Origin of the sequence: Deinococcus aetherius (assembly GCF_025997855.1) — a bacterium.
Taxonomy (GTDB): Bacteria; Deinococcota; Deinococci; order Deinococcales; family Deinococcaceae; genus Deinococcus; species Deinococcus aetherius.
This window is the reverse complement of the sequence record NZ_AP026560.1, coordinates 126243-147990: the sequence shown is the minus strand read 5'-3', so window position 1 is coordinate 147990 and position 21748 is coordinate 126243. Positions and strand designations below refer to the sequence as shown.

Sequence of the window (21748 nt, the reverse complement as noted above, 5' to 3'; positions counted from 1 at the left end):
ACCCCATGCTCAACTTCATCGTCAGGCGCCTGATTCAGGTTCCGCTGGTGATGCTCGCCCTGTCCCTGTTCATCGTCGGGCTGACCCAACTGCTCACGCCCGAGCAGCGGGCCGCCGGGTACATCCGCAGCGACCAGCAGGCCGCCCGGTTGGAAGCCATTATCGAGGAACGCGGCCTGCGCGACCCCTTCGTCGTGCAGTACGGCAACTGGCTCGGCAGCACCCTCAAGGGTGACCTCGGCTTCTCGCGGGCCAGCGGTCAGGATGTGGTTCAGACCATCCGCGAGCGGCTGCCCAACACCATCGAACTCACGCTGCTCACCGCCCTGCCCATCCTGCTGCTCGGCATCGCGCTGGGCACGCTGAGCGCGCTGCACAAGGACAAGCTGATCGATCAGATCCTGCGCGTGCTGACCATTATCGGGTACAGCCTGCCCACCTTCGTGCTGGGGATCGTGCTGCTCGCCGTGTTCTACGGTTACCTGGGGTGGCTGCCGGGCGCGGGGCAGGTCAACATCATCAACCAGTTCGCCCTCGGGGACCTGCGGCACTATACCGGCCTGCTGAGCATCGACGCGGCCCTGAACGGGCGCTGGGACATCGCCTGGGACGTGCTTCAGCACCTGATCCTGCCCGCCGCGACCCTGACCGTTGTGAGCACGGCGACCATCGTGAAGGTGATGCGCAACAACATGCTGGAGGCGCTGACGAGCGACTACGTGCGCACGGCGCGGGCCAAGGGATTGGCCGACCGGGTAGTCAATAATAAGCACGCCCGGCGTAACGCCCTGCTGAGCATCGTGACGCTGGGGGGTTTTCTGATCATCAACCTGCTGAGCGGATCGCTGATCACCGAGTTCATCTTCGGGTACCCTGGGGTGGGCCTGTGGATGGTGGAGGCCGGGCTGCGGCTCGACATTCCCGCCGTGCTGGGCTTCGCACTGCTCTCGGCCCTGATCGTGGTCGTCGTGAGCACGGTCGTGGACATCCTGTACGGGGTCGTGGACCCCCGCGTGAGGTTCGACTGATGACGATCACCGCCCCCGCCCCCACCCGTGAGCGCAGCCGCTGGAATCTCTTCTGGACGGGCCCCGCGATGCGCAAGCTCCGGCGCAACCGCCTCGCCGTTACCGGGTTGATCATCACCCTGCTCTTCGGACTGGTCGCGCTGTTCGCGCCCCTGATCGCCAAGCCAGGTGGTAACTGCCTGCGCGACCTGAACATTGCCTCTCCGAACGAGGTGTACAACCCGCTGGGCGGCGCCTTCTGGCGTGCGGTGGTCGCTCCCCCCGCGAGCTGCTACGCCATCGAGCGCCTGAGCTTCTCCTCGACGCCCACGCCGCCGGGCCAGGAGGCCGTTTTCGGGACCTCCAACGGCTACAACATCTTCTATGGGCTGATCTGGGGCACCCGGACCACCTTCAAGATGTCCTTTATCATCGTCGCTATCACGCTGCTCATCGGCGTGATCATCGGCGCCGTCAGCGGGTACTACGGCGGCTGGGTGGACAACCTGATCCAGCGATTCATCGACGTGCTGTTCGCTCTGCCCCCCCTGATCCTGACGGTCGTGCTCCTCACCATCCTGCGCGCCAAGAGTCCGGGCGGTGATCCCACCGGGCCGATCATCCTGGCCTTCTGCGTGGCGGGCTGGGCCTCATACGCCCGTGTGGTGCGCGGCGACGTGCTGCGCACCCGGCAGCTCGAATACGTGGACGCGGCCCGGTCGCTGGGGGCGCGCGACTGGAGGCTGATCCTCAAGCACGTGGTTCCCAACAGCCTCGCCAGCGTCCTCACGCTCGCCGTGCTCGACCTGGGCACCATTCCGCTCAGCGTGGCGGCCCTGTCCTTCCTGGGGCTGGGCTTCGAGAGCGGGTACGCCGAGTGGGGCCAGCTCGTCGAGTTCGCGCGGCCCTGGCTCAAGCCCGACTACTGGTACGTGCTGGTCTTCCCGGCCCTCTTCATCGTGATCTTCAGCCTCGCGTTCAACCTCTTCGGCGACGGCCTGCGGGACGCGCTGGACCCCAAGAGCCGTTGAGCGAAGAGCAGGAAACGCCCCCCGGTGTGAAGGCCGAGGGGCGTTTTTGTTGTGCAGGAGGAGACGTTCTGTTTTCGTGGGATGCCCTGCCCGCTCACCCACCAGTCTCTCTCCCAGATACTTGATGCGCAGCGCGAAACTGACGAAGAACCCGTTTGCGTCGTCAAGAGGCAGGACGGGCTTCGCTCGTCACCCCCTCCCCCGCAGGGAGGAAGGGAGCAAAAGGCCCTGCCAACCCGACCTTCTCCTTCTCCTTACCGCAGGGGGAGGAGCAAAAGAAAAGCTGCCCCCTCTACGATCCTCTCCTACCGCTCACCCGCCACCTTCACCCAGCCGGGCACGCTTCCCCACGCGAGGACGAAGGCGAGGGCCGACACGAGCCACAGCACGGCGAGGGCGGCAGGTTGCTGGAAGAAGACGCAGCCGAGCAGGAAGGGGACGGCGGGGGCGGTTCCGGCCTGCATGGCGGCCGTCAGGGCGACCTGAGCCCCCGGCCGCGCGGGGTCGCGGGCGGCGAGGCGCGCGAGATGCAGGCCTGCGGCGGCAAGCACGGCGGCGAGCAGGACGAGGGCCGCCACCCACCCGGCGGGCAGGAGCGCGGGACGGGTCAGGAGGTACAGGCCCCCCAGCGGCAGCCCCGGCACGGCGAGGACCAGGAAGGCGGCGACGAGAGCCCGCCGCGCGGCGCGGGTGAGGTCGGCGGGGGTCCCGGCGCGCAGGTCGCGGGCGAGCGCCTCAAACATCGGCGGGGGCGGGGGTGAGGGCCTGCACGGTCGCGGGCACGCCGCCCACCTCCACCCAGTCGCCGGGGAAGAGTTCCTTGCGCAATCGGGCGAGGCTCAGGCCCCCCGCGTGCGCCCCCGCCTGCCCGACGACCTTGCCCTCGCGGGTGACCTCGGCGTGGTCGGGGAGCCCGTCGCCCGCGAGCCGCCCCAGGTGGTAACGGGCGTTGCCGCGCGCCTCCAGCCGGGCCATGATCTCCTGCCCCACGTAGCAGCCCTTGCGGTAACTCATGACGGGGAGGAGCCCGCCCACGTCCAGCCCCACCTCCTGCGGCAGCGTGCCCGTGAAGCCGTCACGCACCACGTCGGGGATGCCCGCCCACACCCGGGCCACTTCCAACGCGTCAAGGGAGGTCTCCCCTCCCCCGAGCGCCTCCCGCACCGCGTCCTCCTGCCGGGCGAGGAAGTGGAGGTCCACGCCGGGGGTTCCCGTCCGGTTCACCCGCCCGCCGAGCACGGTTCCCCCCGCCAGCTCGAAGCTCTGTACCTGCGGCCCTTCAGGTGTCCAGCCCGGCACGTCCTGACCCCAGACGTGGACGGTGCGCAGTTCCTCCGACACGTCCCGAACCTCGACCTGATCGAAGATGATGTAGCGCCGCAGCCGGGCCGCCAGCCCCCCTGCCTGCCCGGCGTCGAGGTGGAGGTACACGTCCCCCTCGCGCTTGTATGCCCGCGCGAAGAACTCGATCTGGCCGCGCACGTTGAGAAAGCAGCAGGCGACCATGCCCGGTGTCCCGACCCCACGCAGGTCGTTCGTCATCTGCCCCTGCACGAAGTCCACCCGGTCGGCGCCCGTCAGCCGCAGCGCGCTCGAAGGAAGGAGGGTCCACATGGGGGCAGGGTACGGGAAAAGGAGGAAGCGGATTGGGTGGTGGGTGCGCCTGGCAGGCGGTGAGTGGGAGGTGGAGAGTCTGGCGTCTTGCAGTTTAGGTTGAGGGGACGAGAAGTGCGTGCTGGAAGGCGTCGAGCGCGTCCAGTTCCAGTTGAAGTGCTGGGCGACGCACGTCGGGGACGAACGAGAACCGTACGGTTCTCGCCAGCTCGCCCCCGTCGGGCCACATGGTCGCTCCCCCCTCGGGCAGATCGAGGTCTTGGAGAGGGCAGAGGAGAAAGGCCGCTCCAGAGAGGCACCACCAGCGCACGACCCCCTGTTTGCTGTGCTGGGCGAAGCCTTCGAGCCCGAAGCGCCCCTTGACGGTCTTGAAAAAGGCTTCAATGCGCCACCGGCGCTTCCCCAGCCGAGTCAGGTACTTGCCCCCCGGATCGAGCTTGGACATCACGAAGCGTTGTTCAGGCTCTTCGTTGCGGTAGAGCCAGACCCAGGAGATACACATGGCCTGGCAGGGGCCCCGTGGGCTTGACCTGACTGCACCTCACCGTGCTGGTGCTGACCTTCGATCACCGACAGGCGAAAGTCGCTCGCGCGTTGGGGCTGAACGTCCTCTCCCTCCCACCCGGTCGGGTGTGACACCTGCCCTACCTCTCCCCTCCTCCGGCCCTGTAGACTGCTCGGCTGGAAGTCTCCGCGCCCTCTTTTGTGATACGCGGCGCGTGAGCGAAGGGGACCTGACCTTGACCATTGCAGATGGGCCCGTGCCCGGCACGGCGAACCAAACGAAGAAAGTCGGCTTCATCAGCCTGGGCTGCCCGAAAGCCCTTGTCGACAGCGAACGCATCCTGACCCAACTGCGCGCGGAAGGGTACGAGGTCGCGCCCAGCTACGAGGACGCGCACGCTGTCATCGTCAACACCTGCGGCTTCATCACGCCCGCCGTGGAGGAGTCGCTGAGCGCCATCGGCGAGGCGCTGGACGCCACGGGCAGGGTGATCGTGACGGGCTGCCTGGGCGAACGCCCCGAGAAGATTCTGGAACGGCACCCCAAGGTCGCGGCGATCACCGGGTCAGAGGCGGTGGACGACGTGATGGGCCACGTGCGCGAGCTGCTGCCCATCGAGACGGGTGCCTTCACGGGGCTGCTGCCCGTTGCCGCCCCCGGGATGCGCCCCGAGCGGGAGGCGACGCGCCACGGGGACGTGTTCGCCCCCTCCGTCAAGCTCACGCCCCGCCACTACGCCTACGTGAAGATCGCGGAGGGGTGCAACCACACCTGCGCCTTCTGCATCATCCCCAAGCTGCGCGGGCGGCAGGTCTCGCGCGACGCGGGCGCCGTGCTGTACGAGGCTTACCGATTGATCGCGGGCGGCACGAAGGAACTGATGATCATCTCGCAGGACACCTCGGCGTACGGGGTGGACGTGCGTTACCGCGAGAGCGAGTTCCAGGGCGGGCAGATCCGCGCGCACCTCACCGACCTCGCGGAGAAGCTGGGCGAGATGGGCGCGTGGGTGCGGATGCACTACGTCTACCCGTACCCGCACGTGGAAAAGATCGTGGAGTTGATGGCGGCGGGCAAGATTCTCCCCTACCTCGACGTGCCCCTCCAGCACGCCTCGCCCAGGATTCTGCGGCTGATGCGGCGACCCGGTGCGGGGAAGCAGCTCGACACCATCCGCCGCTGGCGTGAGATTTGCCCGGAGCTGGTTATCCGCTCGACTTTCATCGTGGGCTTCCCGGGCGAGACGGAGGAGGACTTCCAGGAGTTGCTGACCTTCCTGGAGGAGGCGAGGCTCGACCGCGTGGGCGCCTTCCCCTACTCCGATGTGGACGAGGCGGACGCCAACAAGTTGCCGGACGCCGTGCCCGAGGGGGTCAAGCAGGAACGGCTCGCCCGCTTCATGGAGATCGCCCAGCGCATCAGCGCCGAGAAGCTGGCGGAGAAGGTGGGGCACGTCCTCGACGTGATCATCGACGAGTTCAACGACGACGAGGGCGACCTGCCGGGCACGCGTCTGATTGGCCGGACCAAGGGCGACGCCCCCGGCATCGACGGGCAGGTGTACCTGTACGCGGGTGACTTCGTGGGGCAGGTCAAAATCGGCGACATCGTGCGGGCCCGCATCGAGGACAGCGACGAGTACGACCTCTACGGCGAGGTGGTCGAGCGGCCCGAGTGGCGCCCGAACGTGCCGCTGTTGGGGCATTTCGGCAAGCACTGAGCGGGGAGGGAACGGGGGTACGGGCCGGGTGAGCCGCGCCCCTTCCCTTGCCCGGTCCCCGCAAGCTCCCTGTCAGACTGGGCGGCCTAAACTCTGCCCGTGAGTCTCGACCTTCTCCTCGTGGTGTTCGCGGGTGTCCTCGGGCTGCTCGTGGGCTCGTTCTCGAACGTGCTGGTCTGGCGGCTGCCGCGCGGGGAAAACGTCGCCTTTCCGCCCAGCCACTGTCCCGGCTGCGATCACCGCCTCTCTCCCGTGGACCTCGTGCCGGTCGGCTCGTGGCTCGCGCTGGGGGGCAAGTGCCGCTACTGCCGCTCGCCGATCAAGAGCCGTTACCCGGTCGTGGAGGCGCTGACCGGCCTGGGCTACGCCGTCATCGCGGTCCTCTTCCCGCTGACCACCTACGGGGCGGGCACGCTGGGGCTGATGGCGCTGTTCACCCTGCTCCTCGTGGCGAGCGCCATCGACCTCGACACGTACACCATTCCCGATGAGTTGACGCTGCCGGGGGTGGCTTTGGGGCTGGCCTTCGCGTTCCTGAACACGCGCTCGGGGGCAGCGGAGGCCGGACTCCCGACCTTTCAGGGCGCGGTGCAGGGTGCCCTGCTCGGCGCGGGGCTGCTCGTCACCATCGACCTGATCGGGTCCTGGGTGCTCCGGCGGTTCCGGGAGCGGCAGTACCCGGAAGCTCCCATCGGCTACCAGCAGATCAGCCTCGCCCTGCTCGTGGGCGCCTGGCTGGGGCCGTGGTGGGGGCTGGGGGCGGCGCTCGTCTCGGCGGCGGTCAACCTCGCGGCGCGGCGGGTTGTCCGGGTGCCGGAGGTCGTCACGCTGGGCGGTTTCCTCGTCAGCGTGGCGCTGGGGGGCAGCGGCTTCGGGCCGGGCCTGATCCTGATGGTGCAGGGGGCACTCGCGGCGGCGGGCGCGGCCTCGCTCGTGGCGGGCATGTACTGGTGGCTGAGGCGCGAGCCCGAGGGAGAGGCTGACGCCCCCTTCGACCCCAGCGCGATGGGTTTCGGGGACGTGAAGCTCGCCGCCGTGATCGGCGCGTTCCTGGGATGGGAGCGGCTGCTCGTGGCGGTCGTCGTGGCGGTCGTGGCGGGGGCGATGCTGGGGCTGCTGCAACTCGCCCTGAAAAAGGAGAACCGGGTGAAGTTCGGTCCCTACCTGGCGCTGGGCGCGGTCGTCGCCCTGATCTGGGGCGGCGCGATCGTGCAGGGTTACCGGGGGATGCTGGGGTTGTAGCAGGAGGAGGTCGGGTCGTCCTCCACGTCTTCAGGGAAAGCGGCGTGGGCACCACCTCTGATGGGACGGGGGCCGACGGGGACGGGAACACCCAGCCCCTCCTCACCGTCGCCACGAAGACGGTGAGGAGGGCTTTCCTGTGTCGAGCCCTCGCCCGTGATCTGTCGGGCCCACCCCACCACGCCGGACATGAACAGGTTCCGGTTCGCCATGCCCAAGCGTACCCCTCCGGCCCTGCGGTCAGCCCACCTCGGGCCGCGCCACCACCGTCACCCGCTGCTCCTGCCTGAGTCCCTTGAACCGCACGTCGGCGCTCGCCGTCACCTCGGCCCCGATGGCATCGGCGGTGTCCTGGGCGACCGTTTGCACGAAGAACTCCATGTCGCGCACGACCGGGTGCCCCACGAAGGCGTCGATGTACGCGTCGAGGCTGAACAGTTCCAGCAACCGCCCGCCCGCCGCGTACCGCAGGGTGAGGGTGCTGCCCGGCATCGGGTTGTGGGTCACCGGGCACAGTTCGGGGAGGTGCAGGACGTGCTCGACGACGGTGTGCACCCCCGGCCTCGTGTTGGCGATGGTCTTCAGTCGCTCGGCGGGAACAGGGACGACGGTCACGGGGCGGCGGCGCGGGCGGCGTGGCGCACCCGCAGGGCGAACAGGGCGGCGATGGCGTACTTGGCGAGGATGTCGGCGAAGATGATCTGGAGGATGTCGCGCGTGCTCATGTCACCCCAGAAGGCGAGCAGCGTGAAGATGACGGAATCGAGCGGCACGCTCACGGCGTTGCTCGTCAGGACGCGGGTCCACCAGCTCTTCTGGATCAGGCGTTGGTACACGGCGGTGTCGGCGAGTTCGCCCACCAGGATCGCCAGGAACGACGCGCCGATAAAGCGCCATGGAGTGCCCGTCAGCAGCGCGGCGACGGTGTTCACGATCAAAGCCGCCGCGATGGCGAGGTACACGGCCCGGAGGCCCCCCTCCCGGTGGATGCGGTCACGCAGGGTGAAGACCGCCGCGAAAAAGATCGTCCCCACGCTGAGCAGCCCGAAGACGGGCAGGGGGATGAACTGATTCAGGGTCAGGTTGGCGAGCAGGATGCTCAGGGCGTACAGCAACGTCAGCAGCACGGTCGTGCGGCGCAGAACAGGAATAGTCACGGCGTCCTCCGGCCACAGCGACAGGACAGGTCACGGGCCGCGTCAAAAGGTAGCAGGTGCGCGGCGGCGAAAAAGGAAGGCCCCCTCACCCTGAACGGTCCAGCGGCGGCGTCAGCGGAACAGCATTCAATGCGCGGGCCAGCCCCAGAAAGGCCGCGTCATGCGCCGGACTCGTCCACGCGGGTGACTGCACGAGGAGGACGGCGTTCACCCCTGAAGGGTCGGGGAGGCCCACGCCGGGGTGGGCCATGCGCTGAAGGGTTACCCGCTCCAGCACCTCAGGCGGGAGGTGCAGTTCTATCTCTCCGCGAGTCCGCCCCAGGTCGAAGCCCTCGGCGACGGGCAACTCCGCGTGCCAGTCGGGGTAGAGGCAGGTGTAACGGCGAATCAGCCCCGCGCCCAGCCCCAGCCCCGCCCAGTTGCCGGGCCGCACCCGCCCCGGGTCGCCGCTCAGGCTCAAGAGGTCGTGGTGGCTGTCCACGTTGAGCACGTCCTCGCCCGGGTGGGCCTGAAGCCATTCCCAGGCGTCCGCGTGCGTGAGGGTGACGGCGGCGGGAACTCCAGCGTAGCGTTCCACCTCCTCCCAGCCCGGGTAGAGGGGGAAGTCGGCGGCAAGGGACGCCCAGCCCTCGGCTCGCGGGTCACGTCTGTGGGCCCGGTCCCGCCACGCCTCCAGCCGGTCGCGCTCGCGGTCACGGGTGCCCCAGATCGGTGCGTCGAAGACTAGGGGAACGGTGCCGCTGAAGGCGTCCCAGTCGAGGCTCAGGAGCATGGGGGAGAAACGTGGCGGGGGTCGCCGGGTGGGGGTGAGCTTTTTAGTTCGCTGCTCTCCATCCTCTCACAGCCGGGGCTCAGGCTCCTTTCCTTGTTCATTTTATAATCTCGTCTTAATGCTTGGTACGGCGAGCGCTCAACACTATGTTTAGAAGTTGAAATGGCAGAAGAACTATTAACACAGTTAGACCAAAGGCTGCTAGCCACCCCCTCCAGCTCCAAAACCCCCAGTTATTCGCAAGTCTTCTTGTTAAATAAGGAATAAGTATAAAGAGCAATGCCACTACCACAATATCAAGCCAGTTTGCCAGTACAAACTTTTTTGCCATAAAAGAAATTAGCACACGAGCAAAATGAGTGGCTAACCCCGTACAGGGGTAAGGGGAGGGAGTCCGCTGGGTTATGCCCCTGCTCTTGCTCCTTTCTTTGATAAATACGGCAAACCTAAATTATTAGCGAGCTGAAGATTCCGTGTGCCTCATTGCCGAACCCTAGTACTACAGCCGCAGTTAGCGGGAGGAGAGCCAGCGTTGTTGGCGGCGCCTGTGGCTTTGCCGGGCTCGTGCTTGGTGAAGTCGGCGCCACCAGGACCACCTCCACACCAGCGCTTTTGACTTGTTCTGCGGCAAGACCAAGAGCAAGAGGCGGCGCACTTCGGGCACGGTTAGCGGGATGAGGTCTTGGTCGGTCGCCGACCCCCCTTTTTCTCGCGGGCAGCGACCACGGTCAGGAAGGCGTGGGCCAGCATGGCCAAGGTGATGTGCCGATACCAGCCCACCCACGAGCGGACCTCGTACTGATCGAGGCCCACCTCACCCTTGGCCATCTCGAACGCGACCTCAATAGCCCAACGTGATCCAGCAGCTCGCACGACCTCTGCCAAGGTCGTGCTCGACGGAGCGAACGAGATGTAACCGCGAATAGGGGTTGACAGGGTGGGGGGAGAAATGGCAAAGGGACGGTGCTCATGTGCCGTCCCGACCTCAGTCTACTCCCCATTCCCGACGCCCTGCGACGCCTGACGGTCTGGCTGACCCCCCAGATGCCATCCAAGCTGGTCCACCCCCACGAGAAGATCAGTGACGCCGAATTGGTGGCGGTGGCCCTATTGCAGCGGATTCACAAAGCACCCTACTTCAGGGGCTGGTGGAGGATGCTCAAACTCAACCACTGTCCCCATTACCCTTCGGAGGTCCAGGCCCGTACCCGGCTGGAACGCTTGACCCCTGTGATCGAGGGCGCGAGTGTCGAAGTCCAGGCACTGGACTTCGTGGCCGTGGACTCCGAACCCCTCCCAGTCTGCACCTTCAAGCGCGCTCCCCGTTGCAAGTTCAAGGGGGCACGACACGGCTTCAGTACCTCCGGCCCGGTGTATGGGTTCAAGCTGCATGCCTGGACGACCCTGAATGGCAAAATCGCCCAGTACGTGCTCCGGCCCGCCAACGAGCATGACTTCACCGTCGGGTGCGTGATGAACCGCGACTGGCCCACCTTCGGTGGGCCGAAGCAGATTGGGGACAAAGGCTATCAGTCCGGCACGTACCTGACGCCACCCAAAAGCAATGCCAAGCGTCCTGACCCTCGTTGGAAAGACGAATATGCGGCTGCCCGCAAGATCATCGAGTCGGCGTTCTCGGTGCTGGTGGGTTCCGGCTTGCGGTGGGGGCAGGTCAAGACGATGGCGAGCTTGCGGCTCAAGGTCGCCCTCCTCGTCCTCGCCCACAACCTCAAGTTCTTTGACCTCCCCGCCTAATCACACTTGGCGCTCCGAGTCAATCCCTATTCGCGGTATGTAGTAGGCGAGGTCGGTCGGGTCCTTGAGCGAACGACGAGCCAGGACCCAACGCTGGAACCCGGCGGGCAGGATCGGCCCGAGTCCCGCCGCCACGGCGGGACCCATCAACTCGGTCACACTCACCCATGCCCAGTCGAACAGCCGCTCGCCCTTACTGCCTGAGCCCGCACTCAAGGTCTGCCACTGGTGCGGCTCAAACTGCCCAGCAAGATCGGCCACATGAAGTTGTGCCGGACCGCCCTGCTGCCAAACCCACACGTGGAAGTTGGCAGCAACTTCCAGGACGTAGGGCTGCTGTCGCTGTTCGAGAACGTCTCGAACGTTGTAGGCCGAGTACACCGCATCGCCCGTCACCCAGGCGGCGTGAACGCCGCCGTCGAACGCTCGCCGGAGCATGGCGAGCGCAAGTTGTGGTTTGGTGGCCGCAGTGATGCTGTCGGGAATGTTGGCCGCGGTCCGACGGGCAGGGTCGTCGATCCAGGTCTTGGGCAAAAAGAGTTCCCGGTCGATCAGGGCCGTGCCATTCGGCGTCGCGTAGGCCAGGAAAACGCCGATCTGGCAATTCTCGATTCGACCAGCGGTCCCGCTGTACTGCCGTTGAACCCCGACGGATTTGGTGCCTTTTTTGAGGAAGCCGGTCTCATCGAGGACGAGGATCGCCTCAGGCGTTTGGAGATGATCCAGCACGTACTCGCGCAGGTCGTCACGCACGACCTGCGCGTCCCACTGCGCGGTAGACAGTAAGCGTTGCACCCCATCCGGGGTGTGTTCACCGATCCGCTCGGCCACTTACCAGCCGTTCTTGCGTTCGACGGGACTCAGGAGGGCCTGTACGTAGGCCAGGGCACGCTGACGCTGTTCACTGCGGGCAAACCGAGGGGCGATCCGTTGGTGGAGCGTGCCGAGGTCTGCCGACCATTGGTGCGGACGAGGAGGTGCGCTGGAACGCGGCATCGCTAAGTCTACCGCTCCTTAACTGCGGCTGTAGTACTAACGCCTCCAGACATAGCTCACGCTCGCCGGGTCGCGCACGAAGCCCAGGCGGTCGTTCACCGCGAGCATGGGCGCGTTGTCGCTGGCGTTGTCGGTGCGGATCAGGGTGCCGCCCAGGGCACGGCCCGCCCGGATCGCGCGCAACTTGAGCAGGGTGGCGACGCCCTGGCCGCGCCACTCGCGCGTGACGCCCGTCAGGCCGGTGAGGAGATCGGGGCTCGCCTCGGAGCGGAAGAGGTTGGTCTGCCCGATCCAGCGACCGTCGTGCTCAGCAACGAGGTAGGCGTCCGGGAGCAGGCCGGGATCATTCAGCACGGCCTCCTCGAAGACCTCGCGGGAGAGGGGCGTGGCGGGTTCGGCGCGGGGCACGTCCCCCCGCACGTCACTCATCAGGGCGTGGAGGCGGGCGGCGAGGTCGGGTGTGCCCGCCGCGCGCAACTCGGTGAGACTGCGGACGCCCACGCCCCGGGCCCCCAGTCGGTCCTCCAGGGCACGGTAGGGCGCCTCGTCGAAGGCGGTCAGGTCGAGCGAACTCGTGAAGTACCGCTTGTCCCCCGTGAAGCCGCGCCGGGTCAGGAAGCCGGGGGCGACCGGGTGGTCCTCGCGGGCCAGGACGCGGGCAGCCTCGGCGCCGTGCCGGGTCAGATCGGCGTGAAGCGCGTCCCAGAGGGCACGCCCAATCCCCTGTCCCTGCCGCTCCGGGTGCACGGCGACCTCCAGCGTGTAGCGGCGGGGGTGGTAGGCGCCGGGGTTCTGGGAGTACGAGGCGACGCCGACCACTTCCCCGTCCGGGTCCAGCGCGACGAGGGTGGCGGTGGTGTAGCCCCAGCCGCGCTGCTCAGCATCCCGTTTGCGGAAATCGGCCCCGCTGAAGGGGTCATGGGGCAGGGCGAGGGTGTAGACCCGTCCGGCGGCGTCCCACTCGCCGTCCCGAACGGGCCGAACGGTAAAGATCATACGTCCTCCACCGCGCCGCGCCGCATCTCGATCCAGGCGGGCCGGGGGCGGAAGCCCAGGCGGGTGTTGAGGGCGAGCATGGGGGCGTTCGTGGTCGCGTTGCCCGTCCAGATGCTCGTCGTCCCCCGTCCCCGGGCGAAGTTGAGGGCGGCGAGCTTGAGGGCCAGCGCCAGCCCCCGCCTGCGGTGCGCGCGGCGGGCCCCCGTGAGGCCGGTGTGTAGTTTGGCGGGGTCCACGCCGTCTGTGTACAGCTCGGTCATCGCTGCGACTTCACCAGCGGGGGTCAACGCGAAGTAGACGCCTTCCGGCATGAAGCGCGGGTCTTCTCCACGCTTGCGGAAGTGCTCGAAGGCGAGCGGGGTGGCCTCCCCCGTGCAGGGCACGTCCTCCCGAATCTCCTCCACCGCGTCGAAATAGGCCTGCCAGGCGGCCTCCTCCCCCACCTCGGAGAGCAGTCCGGCGAGGGTCACCTGACGGTAGGGGGCGGGCAGACGGGCGGCGTCTCCCCAGGGGGCCGGGTTGAACTCGTCCAGGGCCAGCACATTGTCGAAAAAGCGCATCACCTCGCTGAAGCCCTGCTTGTCGAGGAAGGCGAGGCCGCGCGGGCAGTCCTCCCGGGTGCCCGAGAGCAGTTCCCGGGCACCGCGTTCCCTCAGGTGGCCGTCGAGCCTCCCGGCGAGCGCCCGGCCCACGCCCCGTCCCTGCGCCCCCGGGTGGACGAACACGTCCACGTGGTAGCGCCCCGGGTGGAACATCCCCGGGTACTGGATGGCGTAGGCGGTGCCGACGACCTGCCCGCCCTCCTCGGCGACGACGCGCCAGAGGTGGGGCCGCCGGGGATGGTCGCGCAGTTCACGGTCCTCGTGGGCGAGGAGGTCCCCGGTCGTGGCGTGGTCGGGCCACACCGCCCCTTGCAGGTCGGCGAGGGCGGGGTAGTCGGCGCTCTCGGCCTCGCGGACGTTCACGCCTCACCGCCTAGCCGCAGTTCGTAACGGAAGTGGGTGGGGCCGCGCCGGAAGCCCAGGGCCCGGTTCATCTCCAGCATGGCGGCGTTGGGTTTGTCGTTCATGGTGCGGATCTCGCCGCCGCCCCGCTCCATCAGCGCCCGCATGGCGGCCACCTTGAGCGCCTTGGCGACGCCCCGGCCCCGGTCCTCCCGCCGCACGCCCGTCATGCCGATCACGTAGGCGCCGCCGGGGGTCAGCATCAGGGTCGTGTAGCCGACGTAGGGGCCGGTGAGGGGGTCGTCCAGCCCGGGACGCAGGGCCACGAAGGACAACTCCGGCGCGAAGGTCGGGTCCTCCACCTCCTGCTTCACCCACGCCTCGAAGGGCCGCTTGGTCAGGGCGTTCCCCATCGGCACGTCCTGGAAGAGGAGCCAGTCGAGTTCCCACAGCCTGCGGTCGCGCTCGGGGTCGCCCGCCAGTTCGGCAATGCTGCGGAGTTCGATCCCCTCCTGGCTCACGCGGGCGAGCAGATCGCCGAAGGCGCCCAGGTCCACCTCCGCCGTGTTCAGGCGCGACTCGTACCGCTCCCAGGTGACGCGGAAGCCCCGCCGTTCCAGGAAGGCGCGGCCCGAGTCGTGGTGTGGCGCGTCGGTGAGCATGGTGCGGACCTCGCGGGCGCCCCGGGCCCTCACGCGCTCCAGCAGCGTGTCGTAGAGCGCCGAGCCGATGCCGCGCCCCCGCGCTTCCGGGTGGACGCTGAGGTTTCCCCAGTAGCGCCACTCCTCGAAGGCGAAGTCGTCGTGTCCGATGCGCCCGACGCCGACCACCCGGCCCCCGACCTCGGCCACGGCTTCGGTCATGAAGAGGCTGGGGTCGGTCGCCTCGTCCCACACGGCCAGGAGTTCGGGGGTGACGGGCCACTCGGGGTTGGCGGCGGTCAGGACCCACGCCGCGTCCGGGTAGTCGGCGGGCTTGCGGAGGTCCCGCAGGACAAAACTGGTCTGGGTCACGTTCATCGCTCCCATCCTGCCCCGCCCGGCGACGGGGACGCATCCGCCCATTGCGCTATGTCTCCCCTATCCTGCCTGCATGACTGGCCCCCTCAAACTCCTCCTGATCGTGCCCCACCCCGACGACGAGGTGTACGGCGCCTCGGGCACCCTGATGGAACTGCTGGAAGAGGGCCACCCCTGCGGCCTGGTGACCCTCACGCGCGGGGAGGCGGGGCGCACCCTGGGGCTGGCCGAGGGGCCCGAGGAACTCGCCCGGATGCGGGAGGCCGAGCTGCGCGCCTGCCTCGACGTGATCGGCCTGACCGTCCACGAGCAGCACCGCTTCCCCGACAAGTCCCTCAAAGATCAGCCCCAGGAGCCCCTGGTGGAGGTCGCGCGGGAGGCCATGCTCCGCCACAGCCCCGAGACGGTCCTCACCTTCCCGCCCAACGGCGGCAACGGGCACCCGGATCACGTCACCACCCACCGGGTCGTCCGCGCCGCGTGGGAGAGCCTGCCGGAGGCCGAGCGGCCCCGCCTGTGGTACTACGCCAACTCCTCGCCCCCCGAGAGCGAGGAGTTGCGCGCCCTGTGGCTCGCCCCCAACGTGCGCCGGGACGTAAGCCGCTTCGTCACCCGCAAACTTCAGGCCATCGCCTGCCACCGCACCCAGGCGCTGAGCACGGTGGATTTCCTGCGCAGGTTTCCGGGGCGAATCACGGAGGAGACGTTTCACGAGGTCAGTGGCACGAGGTCAGTGGGTAGTGGGCAGTGGTGAGTGGGGAGAGGCGGCGTCGGCCGCTCGCGCCGGGGTCCGGAACCTCGGGCACACCGTTCGGGAGGTGGAGCGGCTGCCGGGCGCGTCGGGCAACCCGAGTTGGCGGGTGAACACGGCGGCCGGGCCCTTCGCGGTGCGGCTGTACCCACGGGCCGAGGCGGAGACGGCGCACAGTCTCGCGCGGCTGGCGGCGACGCTGAGGGCGGCGTCTTACCCGGTGCCGGGTGTCGTGGCCGTGGGCGAGGTGGGGGAGCACACCGCCCTCGTGCAGGAGTGGGCGCCGGGGGTGCCGCTCACGTCGGCGTTGGAAAGGACGCCCGAACGTGCCGACAGCCTCGGCCTCGGGTTCGGTGAGACCCACGCGCGCCTCCACGCCCTGCCCGTCCCCGCCGAGGCGCACGCGGCCCTACGTCTGCTGCACGCACCGACAGTAGCCCCTGGCCCCCCGGCCTGGCTCCACCTCGACTACCACCCCCTCAACGTGCTCGTGGAGGAAGGCCGGGTGAGCGCCGTGCTCGACTGGGAAAATGTGGCTCTGGGCGACGCGCGGCTCGACGTGGCCCGGACGTTGAGCATCCTGAGCGTCGATCCGGCGGTGTGGTCCATCGCAGGAGCGCGGCGGCGGGTGCTCCTCGCCTTCCGGCAGGGCTACCTCACGGGGTACGCGCGGGGCGGGGGACGGCTGAGCGGCCTGCCCCCCTTCCTGGCCTGGGCGGGCGACTTCATGCGGCGGGACCTGGGGGGCCGCTTCACCGGGGAGGAATTGGGGCACGTCGCGCGCTGGACGCGGGCCTGGACGTTCGGGCGTTAGCCCCCAGTGGACGACCAGAGGGACTTTTCCGTCTCTCTCCCGAGGACGCCCCGCCCGTTCACCCCCTCTCCTGCGGAGCTGTACCTGTCCCAACCCTCCCTCTGCTTTGCAGCTCTGCGAGTCAAGGGGGAGGAGCAAGAAAATCACACCCACGTACTTCTGTGGTCATCCACTGGACCTCACTCCCACTCGCTCACTGGGATGAAGTCCACCCCCTCCGCCTCGGTGCGGGTCACCTTGTAGCGGTTGTCGAAGTGGACGACGAACTCGCCCCGGTCGAAGTGCTGCGGGCTGACGACGGGCTTGCGGAAGAAGTAGTTGCCGTCGTCGTCGATCCCGATGTGCGCGCTCTTGGTGAAGCGGAATTCGACGACCTCGCCGTGGGGGCGGGTGCGGACGCGGACGCGGAAGGTCTGGGCGTCGTCCTGGTGGACGTAAGGATTGGCGGAGGCTTTTTTCCGGCCGAAGAGGTTGAACATGGGGAGGCTCCTTGTCAGCAGGGTAAGCGGTGGGCTGGAAAAAGACGCTGCTCGCACGCACCGCCTCCCACCTACACCTCTCCCAGCAGCCGGGTCAGCAGCCGCACATGGTCCGGCCAGCGGTCGAGCCGGACGTGCTCGTGGGCCGCGTGCGCCCCGTCGCCGGGGGCCCCCAGGCCGTCGAGGGTGGGCGTGATCGGCGCGGTGAAGTTGCCGTCGCTGCCGCCGCCCACGACCTCCCCCCCCACCTCGAAGCCGAGCCCCCGGGCGATGTCCTGCGCCCGCCCGAAGAGGGCCAGGGTGCCCGGGCCCGGCTCGAAGGGGGGACGGTTCAGACCGCCCGTCACCGTGATCTGGACGCGCGGGTCGGCGGGGGCAAGGGCGCGGATGGCCTCGGCGACGCGCTCGCCCTCGGCGACGGTGCTCGCGCGCAGGTCAATCTCCAGGGTAGCCTCGGCGGGAATCACGTTCACCGCGCTGCCGCCCCGGATCATGCCCACGCTGACCGTCGTGCCCAGGTCCGGGCGGGCGAGGGCCTGCACTTCCAGGACGGCGCGGGCGGCCTCGGTGATCGCGCTCGCCCCCTCCCCCGGCTTGTTGCCCGTGTGGCTGGCGACCCCGTGGAAGGTCAGGCCGAAGCTGCCCACCCCCTTGCGCCCGATCTTCAGCGCGTGGGTGTCGGTGACGGGCGGCTCGACCACGAAGACGGCGCGGGCCCCCCGGGCGGCGGCCTCGATGTGGGGGCGGCTCGCGCGGCTGCCCACCTCCTCGTCGGGGGTGAGGAGCATCCGCACGCCGCCCCGGGGCCACCGGCCTTCCAACGCCCCCAGGGCGTGCAGCACTCCCACGATCCCGGCCTTCATGTCGTAGGTGCCGGGGCCATAGAGGCGGTCGCCCTCCGCCCGGAAGGGCATCTCCCCCAGCGTGCCGTGCGGCCAGACGGTGTCGGCGTGGGTGAGGACGAGGATGGGCCTCTCCTCCCCGCCCACGCCGAAGGAGAACTGCCGGGTGCCGCCGGGAAGCGGCTCGGCGACGCCGCCCAGCTCGCGGGCGCGGGCCTCCACCACGTCCATCACGCGGGCCACGGCGGCGGGGTCGGTGGAGGGCGACTCGATTTCCACCAGGGCGCGCAGGTCGGCGATCATGGCGGGCAGGTCGGGGTGCATGTGGGCATGCTACCCGGCAGAGAGGGACCCCGCCCGGCCCGGAGATGGGCACAGGGGCGGGGCGGCTCTGTTCGTGGGCTCAGGTCAGGAGGGCGAGTTGCTGTGTATCCGCGCGGAGCACGGCGCGGCCCTTCAGGTACAGCTCGTTCACGGCCTGGCGCCCGAAGATGCGCGCGAGGCGGGTACTCGTCAACTCGACCGTCCGGCCCGCGAAGCGAATGCGAACGATGTCGACCGTGCCGGGGACCCAGGTGCATGACAGTTCCTGCATCTTTCCTCCTGGTGAACGGGGGGTGGCCCGGGTGCCGGGGAGTCCGGGGGAGACGCTTCCGGCCTCACTTCCTCGAGGCCAGAACGGACGACGGCGGGCCAGGCCGCAGCGCTCGGCGCCGGGAGCGGTCGGCCGTCGCCTCCAGCCGGGCCGGAGGTCGTCGCCGGAGCCAGTGGGTACGCGCGGGGACGCTGCACGGTCAGCATACGTCGCCGGAGGTCCGGGTGCGCGAGAACAGCCCTAACCCGCCTTGAGCGAGGCGTCATGCGGCCCCGCCGCGTGCTTGACTGCGTGCATGACCCCCACCCCCCCGCTGCCCGGCCCCGAGAGCCTCCTCGCCCTCGTCTTTCCCTCCGACCCACAGGTGAGCGCGGACGGGCAGGGCGTCTTCTTCGTCCTCTCCCGGGTGGAGGAGGAGGACCCGGCGCGGCGCGAGGAGGACTTCCCGAAGCCCCGGTACCGCTCGAACATCTGGCAGTCGGAGGGGGGCGAGGCCCGGCAACTCACGCGCGGGGAGGGGCGGGACTCGTCGCCGCGCCCGTCGCCGGACGGGGGGACGCTCGCCCTCGTGCGCGAGGAGCGGGGGGAGAAGGGCCAGCTCTTCCTGCTGCCGCTGAGGAGCGGAGAGGCCCGGCGTGTGACGAGGTTCAAGGGCCCCGTGACGGACGTGACGTGGAGCCCCGACGGCCGCTTCCTCGCCTTCCTGAGCACCGGGGACGACGAGGACAGGCGCGACGAGCGCGGCGAGGCCCGCGTGATCACTCGGCCCCGCTACCGCTTCAACGGGCGCGACTGGCTCCCCGAACGCCCCGCCCGGCTGTGGCTCTACGACGTGGCGGCGGACGAGTTGCGCGAGTGGCACGCCCCCGGGGTCGAGGTCACCGCCTACGCCTGGTGGCCCGACTCGCGCGGCGTGCTCCTCGTCTCCAGCGAGACCGAGGAGGGCGCGGCACAGTGGCGGCAGGAGGCGTACACGCTGGGGCTGGACGGCACCCGCACCCGCCTCACCCGCTGGAACTCCGCCATCGTCTCGGCCACGCCCCACCCGGACGGCGAACGTTTCGTCCTGGTAGGCCGTCCCGAGGGCAAGGGCAGCTCCGAGGACCCCCACCTCTTCCTGGTGGAGCAAGGCGGCTCGTGGCGGCGGCTGGACGTGCATTTCGAGAACGGGGGATGGGACCGCCCGGTCGTCAACCTCGTAAACGGTGACTGCCACGTGGGCGCCTTCCCCGAGCGCCCAATGTGGCTGGACGGGGACACGCTGCTCTTCCCGAGCACGGTGGGCGGCTCGTGCGGCCTCTTCCGCCTGGGCCTGGACGGGACCGTCACCCCCCACGACCACCGCGAGGACGGGGTGATCTCCGCCTTCACGGCGCGGGGGGGCGGCGTGGCCCTGATCCGCGAGCGGGCCGACCGCTTCCCCGAGGTCGAGCTGAACGGGGCGCAGGTCACCGACCTCCACGCCCGCCTCCCCCTTCCCGCCCGGGCGCCGGGGCGCGTCTGTTTCATCAACGACCTCGGCGAGGGGGAGGGGTGGGTGCTCCTGCCCGACGGCGACGGCCGCGTGCCCGCCCTGCTCAGCATCCACGGGGGACCGCACACGGCCTACGGGCACGGCTTCGTCCACGAATTTCAACTGCTCGCGGCGCGGGGGTACGGGGTGTGCTATAGCAATCCGCGCGGCAGCGTCGGCTACGGGCAGGCGTGGTCCTCGGACATCCACGGGCGCTGGGGGAGCGTGGACATGGACGACCTGCTCGCCTTCTTCGACGTGTGCCTGACGAGCTTTCCCCGCCTCGACGGCGAGCGGGCGGGCGTGATGGGCGGCAGCTACGGCGGCTACATGACGAACTGGATCACGGCACACACGACCCACTTCCGCGCCGCGATCACCGACCGCAGCATCTGCAACCTGATCTCCTTCGGCGGCACCTCGGACATCGGGATGCGATTCTGGGACGACGAACTCGGCCTGAACTTCCACCGACGTGAGGACGTGCCCCGGCTGTGGGACATGAGCCCCCTGAAGCACGTCGAGGACGTCCGCACCCCGACCCTGATCGTCCACTCCGTCCTCGACCACCGCTGCCCGGTCGAGCAGGCCGAGCAGTGGTACGCCGCCCTGCGCCTGCACGGCGTCCCCGTGCGCTTCGTCCGCTTCCCCGGCGAGGACCACGAACTCTCGCGCTCGGGCAGGCCGGACCGCCGCGTGGGGCGGCTGGAGGAGTACCTGGCGTGGCTGGACGGTCACCTCCTCGGCGAGGCGGGGGAGGAGGGGGGACCCCTCGGCTTCGGTCACCACACGTCGCGCTCGTAGGCGGGGAGGAAGGGTCTTTTGCTCCCTCTCCTGCGGAGCTGTACCAGTCCCCTCTCAAGGGGGAGGGGCTTTGGGTGCTGTTTCCAACGAGGTTTGTGCCTCCCCGCCCCGCCTCATCCCCACCTTCCCGCATCCCCACCTTCCCGCTGGCTACATAAAAGGCGAAGGCCGGGAATCCCACCCGGCCCTCTCCCCTCTCACCTTGTTCCCTGGTTACTCGTCGTTGCGGCGGTTGCCCCAGCCCCGGTCGGTACGGGCACGCGGGCGGAAGCCCTCGCCCTGACCGCCCCCCTCGCCGCCCTGGGGGCGGAACTCACGGTCACCGAAGTTGCGGTCCTCACGCGGACGGAACCCGCCGCTCTGCCCGCCACGGTCGTCACGGGGACGGAAGCCACCGCCCTGCCCGCCACGGTCTCCGCCACCCTGGTAGCCGCCCCGGTCGCCCTGGAAGCCCCCACGGTCCTCGCGCGGACGGAAGTTGCCGCCGCCCTGCCCGCCACGGTCCTCGCGGGGTCGGAACCCGCCGCCCTGCCCGCCACGGTCTCCGCCGCCCTGGTAGCCGCCCCGGTCGCCCTGGAAGCCCCCACGGTCCTCGCGCGGACGGAAGTTGCCGCCCTGCCCGCCACGGTCCTCGCGGGGTCGGAAGCCACCGCCCTGCCCGCCACGGTCTCCGCCGCCCTGGTAGCCGCCCCGGTCGCCTTGGAAGCCCCCACGGTCCTCGCGCGGACGGAAGCTGCCGCCCTGCCCGCCACGGTCCTCGCGGGGCCGGAACCCGCCGCCCTGGGCGCCCTGGCTCTCGCGGAGTTCGCGCATCTCACGCCGCAGGCCGCGAATCTCTTTGCCCTGCGCCTCCAGCATCTCCTTCATCTCGTTCAGGAGGCCGATCAGGTCGTCGGCGTCAATGTACTCGTCCTCGCCCTCTTCGCCCTCACCCTCCTCGGCCCCACCCACGTTGCCGCTGTCCATCGCGGCCACCAGGCCCTCCTGCTCAGCCTCCTGGGCGTCGAGTACGGGGTCTTCGTCGGGCTCGCCCTGCAACTCGGGCAGAACGTCGCGCAGTTCCTCCGGGGTCTCGTGGAGGTCGCCCCGTGGATCGAGGGGGTGCTCGTTGGTGTCGTTGGTCATGATGGTCCTTTCCCCGCGCACCCGCGCAGGTGTACCCCGTAGTCTAACACCGCCCTCGCGCCCGGGT

At 69.2% G+C, this 21748-nt stretch carries 21 protein-coding genes and 2 pseudogenes; 8 read left to right on the top strand and 15 right to left on the bottom strand.

Annotated elements, in window-relative coordinates; translation table 11 throughout:
• Nucleotides 1-5 precede the first annotated feature (5 nt).
• Both DAETH_RS00715 and DAETH_RS00710 read left to right on the top strand, forming a co-directional pair.
• On the top strand, nt 6-1028 hold the full coding sequence (locus DAETH_RS00715; RefSeq protein WP_264776051.1) for an ABC transporter permease: 1023 nt from the start codon (nt 6-8) through the stop codon (nt 1026-1028).
• The gene (locus DAETH_RS00710; RefSeq protein WP_264776050.1) at nt 1028-2038 is read left to right on the top strand and encodes an ABC transporter permease; all 1011 of its coding nucleotides are present in this window, start codon (nt 1028-1030) and stop codon (nt 2036-2038) included. The genes DAETH_RS00715 and DAETH_RS00710 overlap by 1 nt, the downstream gene beginning before the upstream one ends.
• Before the next feature lie 305 nt (nt 2039-2343).
• Here the strand turns inward: DAETH_RS00710 and DAETH_RS00705 are convergent, their stop codons facing one another.
• From DAETH_RS00705 to DAETH_RS00695, 3 genes are all read right to left on the bottom strand, one after another.
• A complete protein-coding gene (locus tag DAETH_RS00705; RefSeq protein WP_264776049.1) occupies nt 2344-2781 on the bottom strand; it encodes a hypothetical protein in 438 nt (145 codons plus the stop codon).
• On the bottom strand, nt 2774-3652 hold the full coding sequence (gene ygfZ / locus DAETH_RS00700) for a CAF17-like 4Fe-4S cluster assembly/insertion protein YgfZ (protein WP_264776048.1): 879 nt from the start codon (nt 3650-3652) through the stop codon (nt 2774-2776). The genes DAETH_RS00705 and ygfZ overlap by 8 nt, the downstream gene beginning before the upstream one ends.
• Nucleotides 3653-3746: 94 nt before the next feature.
• Nucleotides 3747-4154 carry a transposase gene (locus DAETH_RS00695; RefSeq protein WP_264776047.1) on the bottom strand — a complete coding sequence of 136 codons (408 nt, stop codon included), beginning with the start codon at nt 4152-4154 and terminating at the stop codon, nt 3747-3749.
• A gap of 244 nt (nt 4155-4398) precedes the next feature.
• On the opposite strand from DAETH_RS00695, the gene rimO reads away from it, so the two are divergent.
• Together rimO and DAETH_RS00685 are read left to right on the top strand one after the other, a co-directional pair.
• Nucleotides 4399-5877 carry a 30S ribosomal protein S12 methylthiotransferase RimO gene (gene rimO, locus DAETH_RS00690; RefSeq protein WP_264777358.1) on the top strand — a complete coding sequence of 493 codons (1479 nt, stop codon included), beginning with the start codon at nt 4399-4401 and terminating at the stop codon, nt 5875-5877.
• Between the two features lie 99 nt (nt 5878-5976).
• On the top strand, nt 5977-7119 hold the full coding sequence (locus DAETH_RS00685) for a prepilin peptidase (RefSeq protein WP_264776046.1): 1143 nt from the start codon (nt 5977-5979) through the stop codon (nt 7117-7119).
• 240 nt (nt 7120-7359) lie between these two features.
• On the opposite strand, the gene DAETH_RS00680 is transcribed toward DAETH_RS00685, so the two are convergent.
• The 4 genes and pseudogenes from DAETH_RS00680 to DAETH_RS00665 all read right to left on the bottom strand — a co-directional run.
• Entirely contained in the window at nt 7360-7734 is a 375-nt protein-coding gene (locus DAETH_RS00680; protein ID WP_264776045.1) for a hypothetical protein, read from the bottom strand.
• Nucleotides 7731-8276 (bottom strand): VUT family protein, encoded by a 546-nt coding sequence (locus DAETH_RS00675; protein ID WP_264776044.1) that lies wholly within the window; start codon nt 8274-8276, stop codon nt 7731-7733. Before DAETH_RS00675 ends, DAETH_RS00680 begins: the two co-directional genes overlap by 4 nt.
• An 85-nt stretch (nt 8277-8361) precedes the next feature.
• The gene (locus DAETH_RS00670; protein WP_264776043.1) at nt 8362-9048 is read right to left on the bottom strand and encodes an arginase; all 687 of its coding nucleotides are present in this window, start codon (nt 9046-9048) and stop codon (nt 8362-8364) included.
• Between the two features lie 666 nt (nt 9049-9714).
• Nucleotides 9715-9963 (bottom strand): annotated as a pseudogene (locus tag DAETH_RS00665) (IS701 family transposase); the annotation flags it as partial.
• 54 nt (nt 9964-10017) lie between these two features.
• Here DAETH_RS00665 and DAETH_RS00660 point away from each other — a divergent pair.
• Nucleotides 10018-10803 carry an IS982 family transposase gene (locus DAETH_RS00660; RefSeq protein WP_264774389.1) on the top strand — a complete coding sequence of 262 codons (786 nt, stop codon included), beginning with the start codon at nt 10018-10020 and terminating at the stop codon, nt 10801-10803.
• A gap of 36 nt (nt 10804-10839) precedes the next feature.
• Here DAETH_RS00660 and DAETH_RS00655 read toward each other — a convergent pair.
• The 4 genes and pseudogenes from DAETH_RS00655 to DAETH_RS00640 form a co-directional block, all read right to left on the bottom strand.
• A pseudogene (locus DAETH_RS00655) lies at nt 10840-11799 on the bottom strand (IS701 family transposase); the annotation flags it as partial.
• Between the two features lie 36 nt (nt 11800-11835).
• Nucleotides 11836-12795: a GNAT family N-acetyltransferase gene (locus DAETH_RS00650; RefSeq protein WP_264776042.1), complete on the bottom strand. Its 960-nt coding sequence runs from the start codon at nt 12793-12795 to the stop codon at nt 11836-11838.
• Nucleotides 12792-13760, bottom strand: a complete 969-nt coding sequence (locus tag DAETH_RS00645) for a GNAT family N-acetyltransferase (protein WP_264776041.1) — start codon at nt 13758-13760, stop codon at nt 12792-12794. The genes DAETH_RS00650 and DAETH_RS00645 overlap by 4 nt, the downstream gene beginning before the upstream one ends.
• Nucleotides 13757-14758: a GNAT family N-acetyltransferase gene (locus DAETH_RS00640; protein ID WP_319993724.1), complete on the bottom strand. Its 1002-nt coding sequence runs from the start codon at nt 14756-14758 to the stop codon at nt 13757-13759. The genes DAETH_RS00645 and DAETH_RS00640 overlap by 4 nt, the downstream gene beginning before the upstream one ends.
• 73 nt (nt 14759-14831) lie before the next feature.
• Here DAETH_RS00640 and DAETH_RS00635 point away from each other — a divergent pair, with 73 nt between their 5' ends.
• Nucleotides 14832-15512: a PIG-L deacetylase family protein gene (locus DAETH_RS00635; RefSeq protein WP_264776040.1), complete on the top strand. Its 681-nt coding sequence runs from the start codon at nt 14832-14834 to the stop codon at nt 15510-15512.
• Nucleotides 15499-16323: a phosphotransferase family protein gene (locus DAETH_RS00630; RefSeq protein ID WP_264776039.1), complete on the top strand. Its 825-nt coding sequence runs from the start codon at nt 15499-15501 to the stop codon at nt 16321-16323. Before DAETH_RS00635 ends, DAETH_RS00630 begins: the two co-directional genes overlap by 14 nt.
• Nucleotides 16324-16502: 179 nt before the next feature.
• On the opposite strand, the gene DAETH_RS00625 is transcribed toward DAETH_RS00630, so the two are convergent.
• From DAETH_RS00625 to DAETH_RS00615, 3 genes are all read right to left on the bottom strand, one after another.
• Nucleotides 16503-16802, bottom strand: coding sequence for a hypothetical protein (locus DAETH_RS00625; RefSeq protein WP_264776038.1), 300 nt, complete (start codon nt 16800-16802; stop codon nt 16503-16505).
• A gap of 71 nt (nt 16803-16873) precedes the next feature.
• The gene (locus tag DAETH_RS00620) at nt 16874-17968 is read right to left on the bottom strand and encodes a M20 family metallopeptidase (RefSeq protein WP_264776037.1); all 1095 of its coding nucleotides are present in this window, start codon (nt 17966-17968) and stop codon (nt 16874-16876) included.
• 79 nt (nt 17969-18047) lie between these two features.
• Nucleotides 18048-18239, bottom strand: a complete 192-nt coding sequence (locus DAETH_RS00615; protein WP_264776036.1) for a hypothetical protein — start codon at nt 18237-18239, stop codon at nt 18048-18050.
• 295 nt (nt 18240-18534) lie between these two features.
• Here DAETH_RS00615 and DAETH_RS00610 point away from each other — a divergent pair, with 295 nt between their 5' ends.
• Nucleotides 18535-20556, top strand: coding sequence for a S9 family peptidase (locus DAETH_RS00610; protein WP_264776035.1), 2022 nt, complete (start codon nt 18535-18537; stop codon nt 20554-20556).
• A 213-nt stretch (nt 20557-20769) separates the two neighbouring features.
• Here DAETH_RS00610 and DAETH_RS00605 read toward each other — a convergent pair whose 3' ends face one another.
• Nucleotides 20770-21681 (bottom strand): hypothetical protein, encoded by a 912-nt coding sequence (locus DAETH_RS00605; RefSeq protein WP_264776034.1) that lies wholly within the window; start codon nt 21679-21681, stop codon nt 20770-20772.
• Nucleotides 21682-21748: the final 67 nt, after the last annotated feature.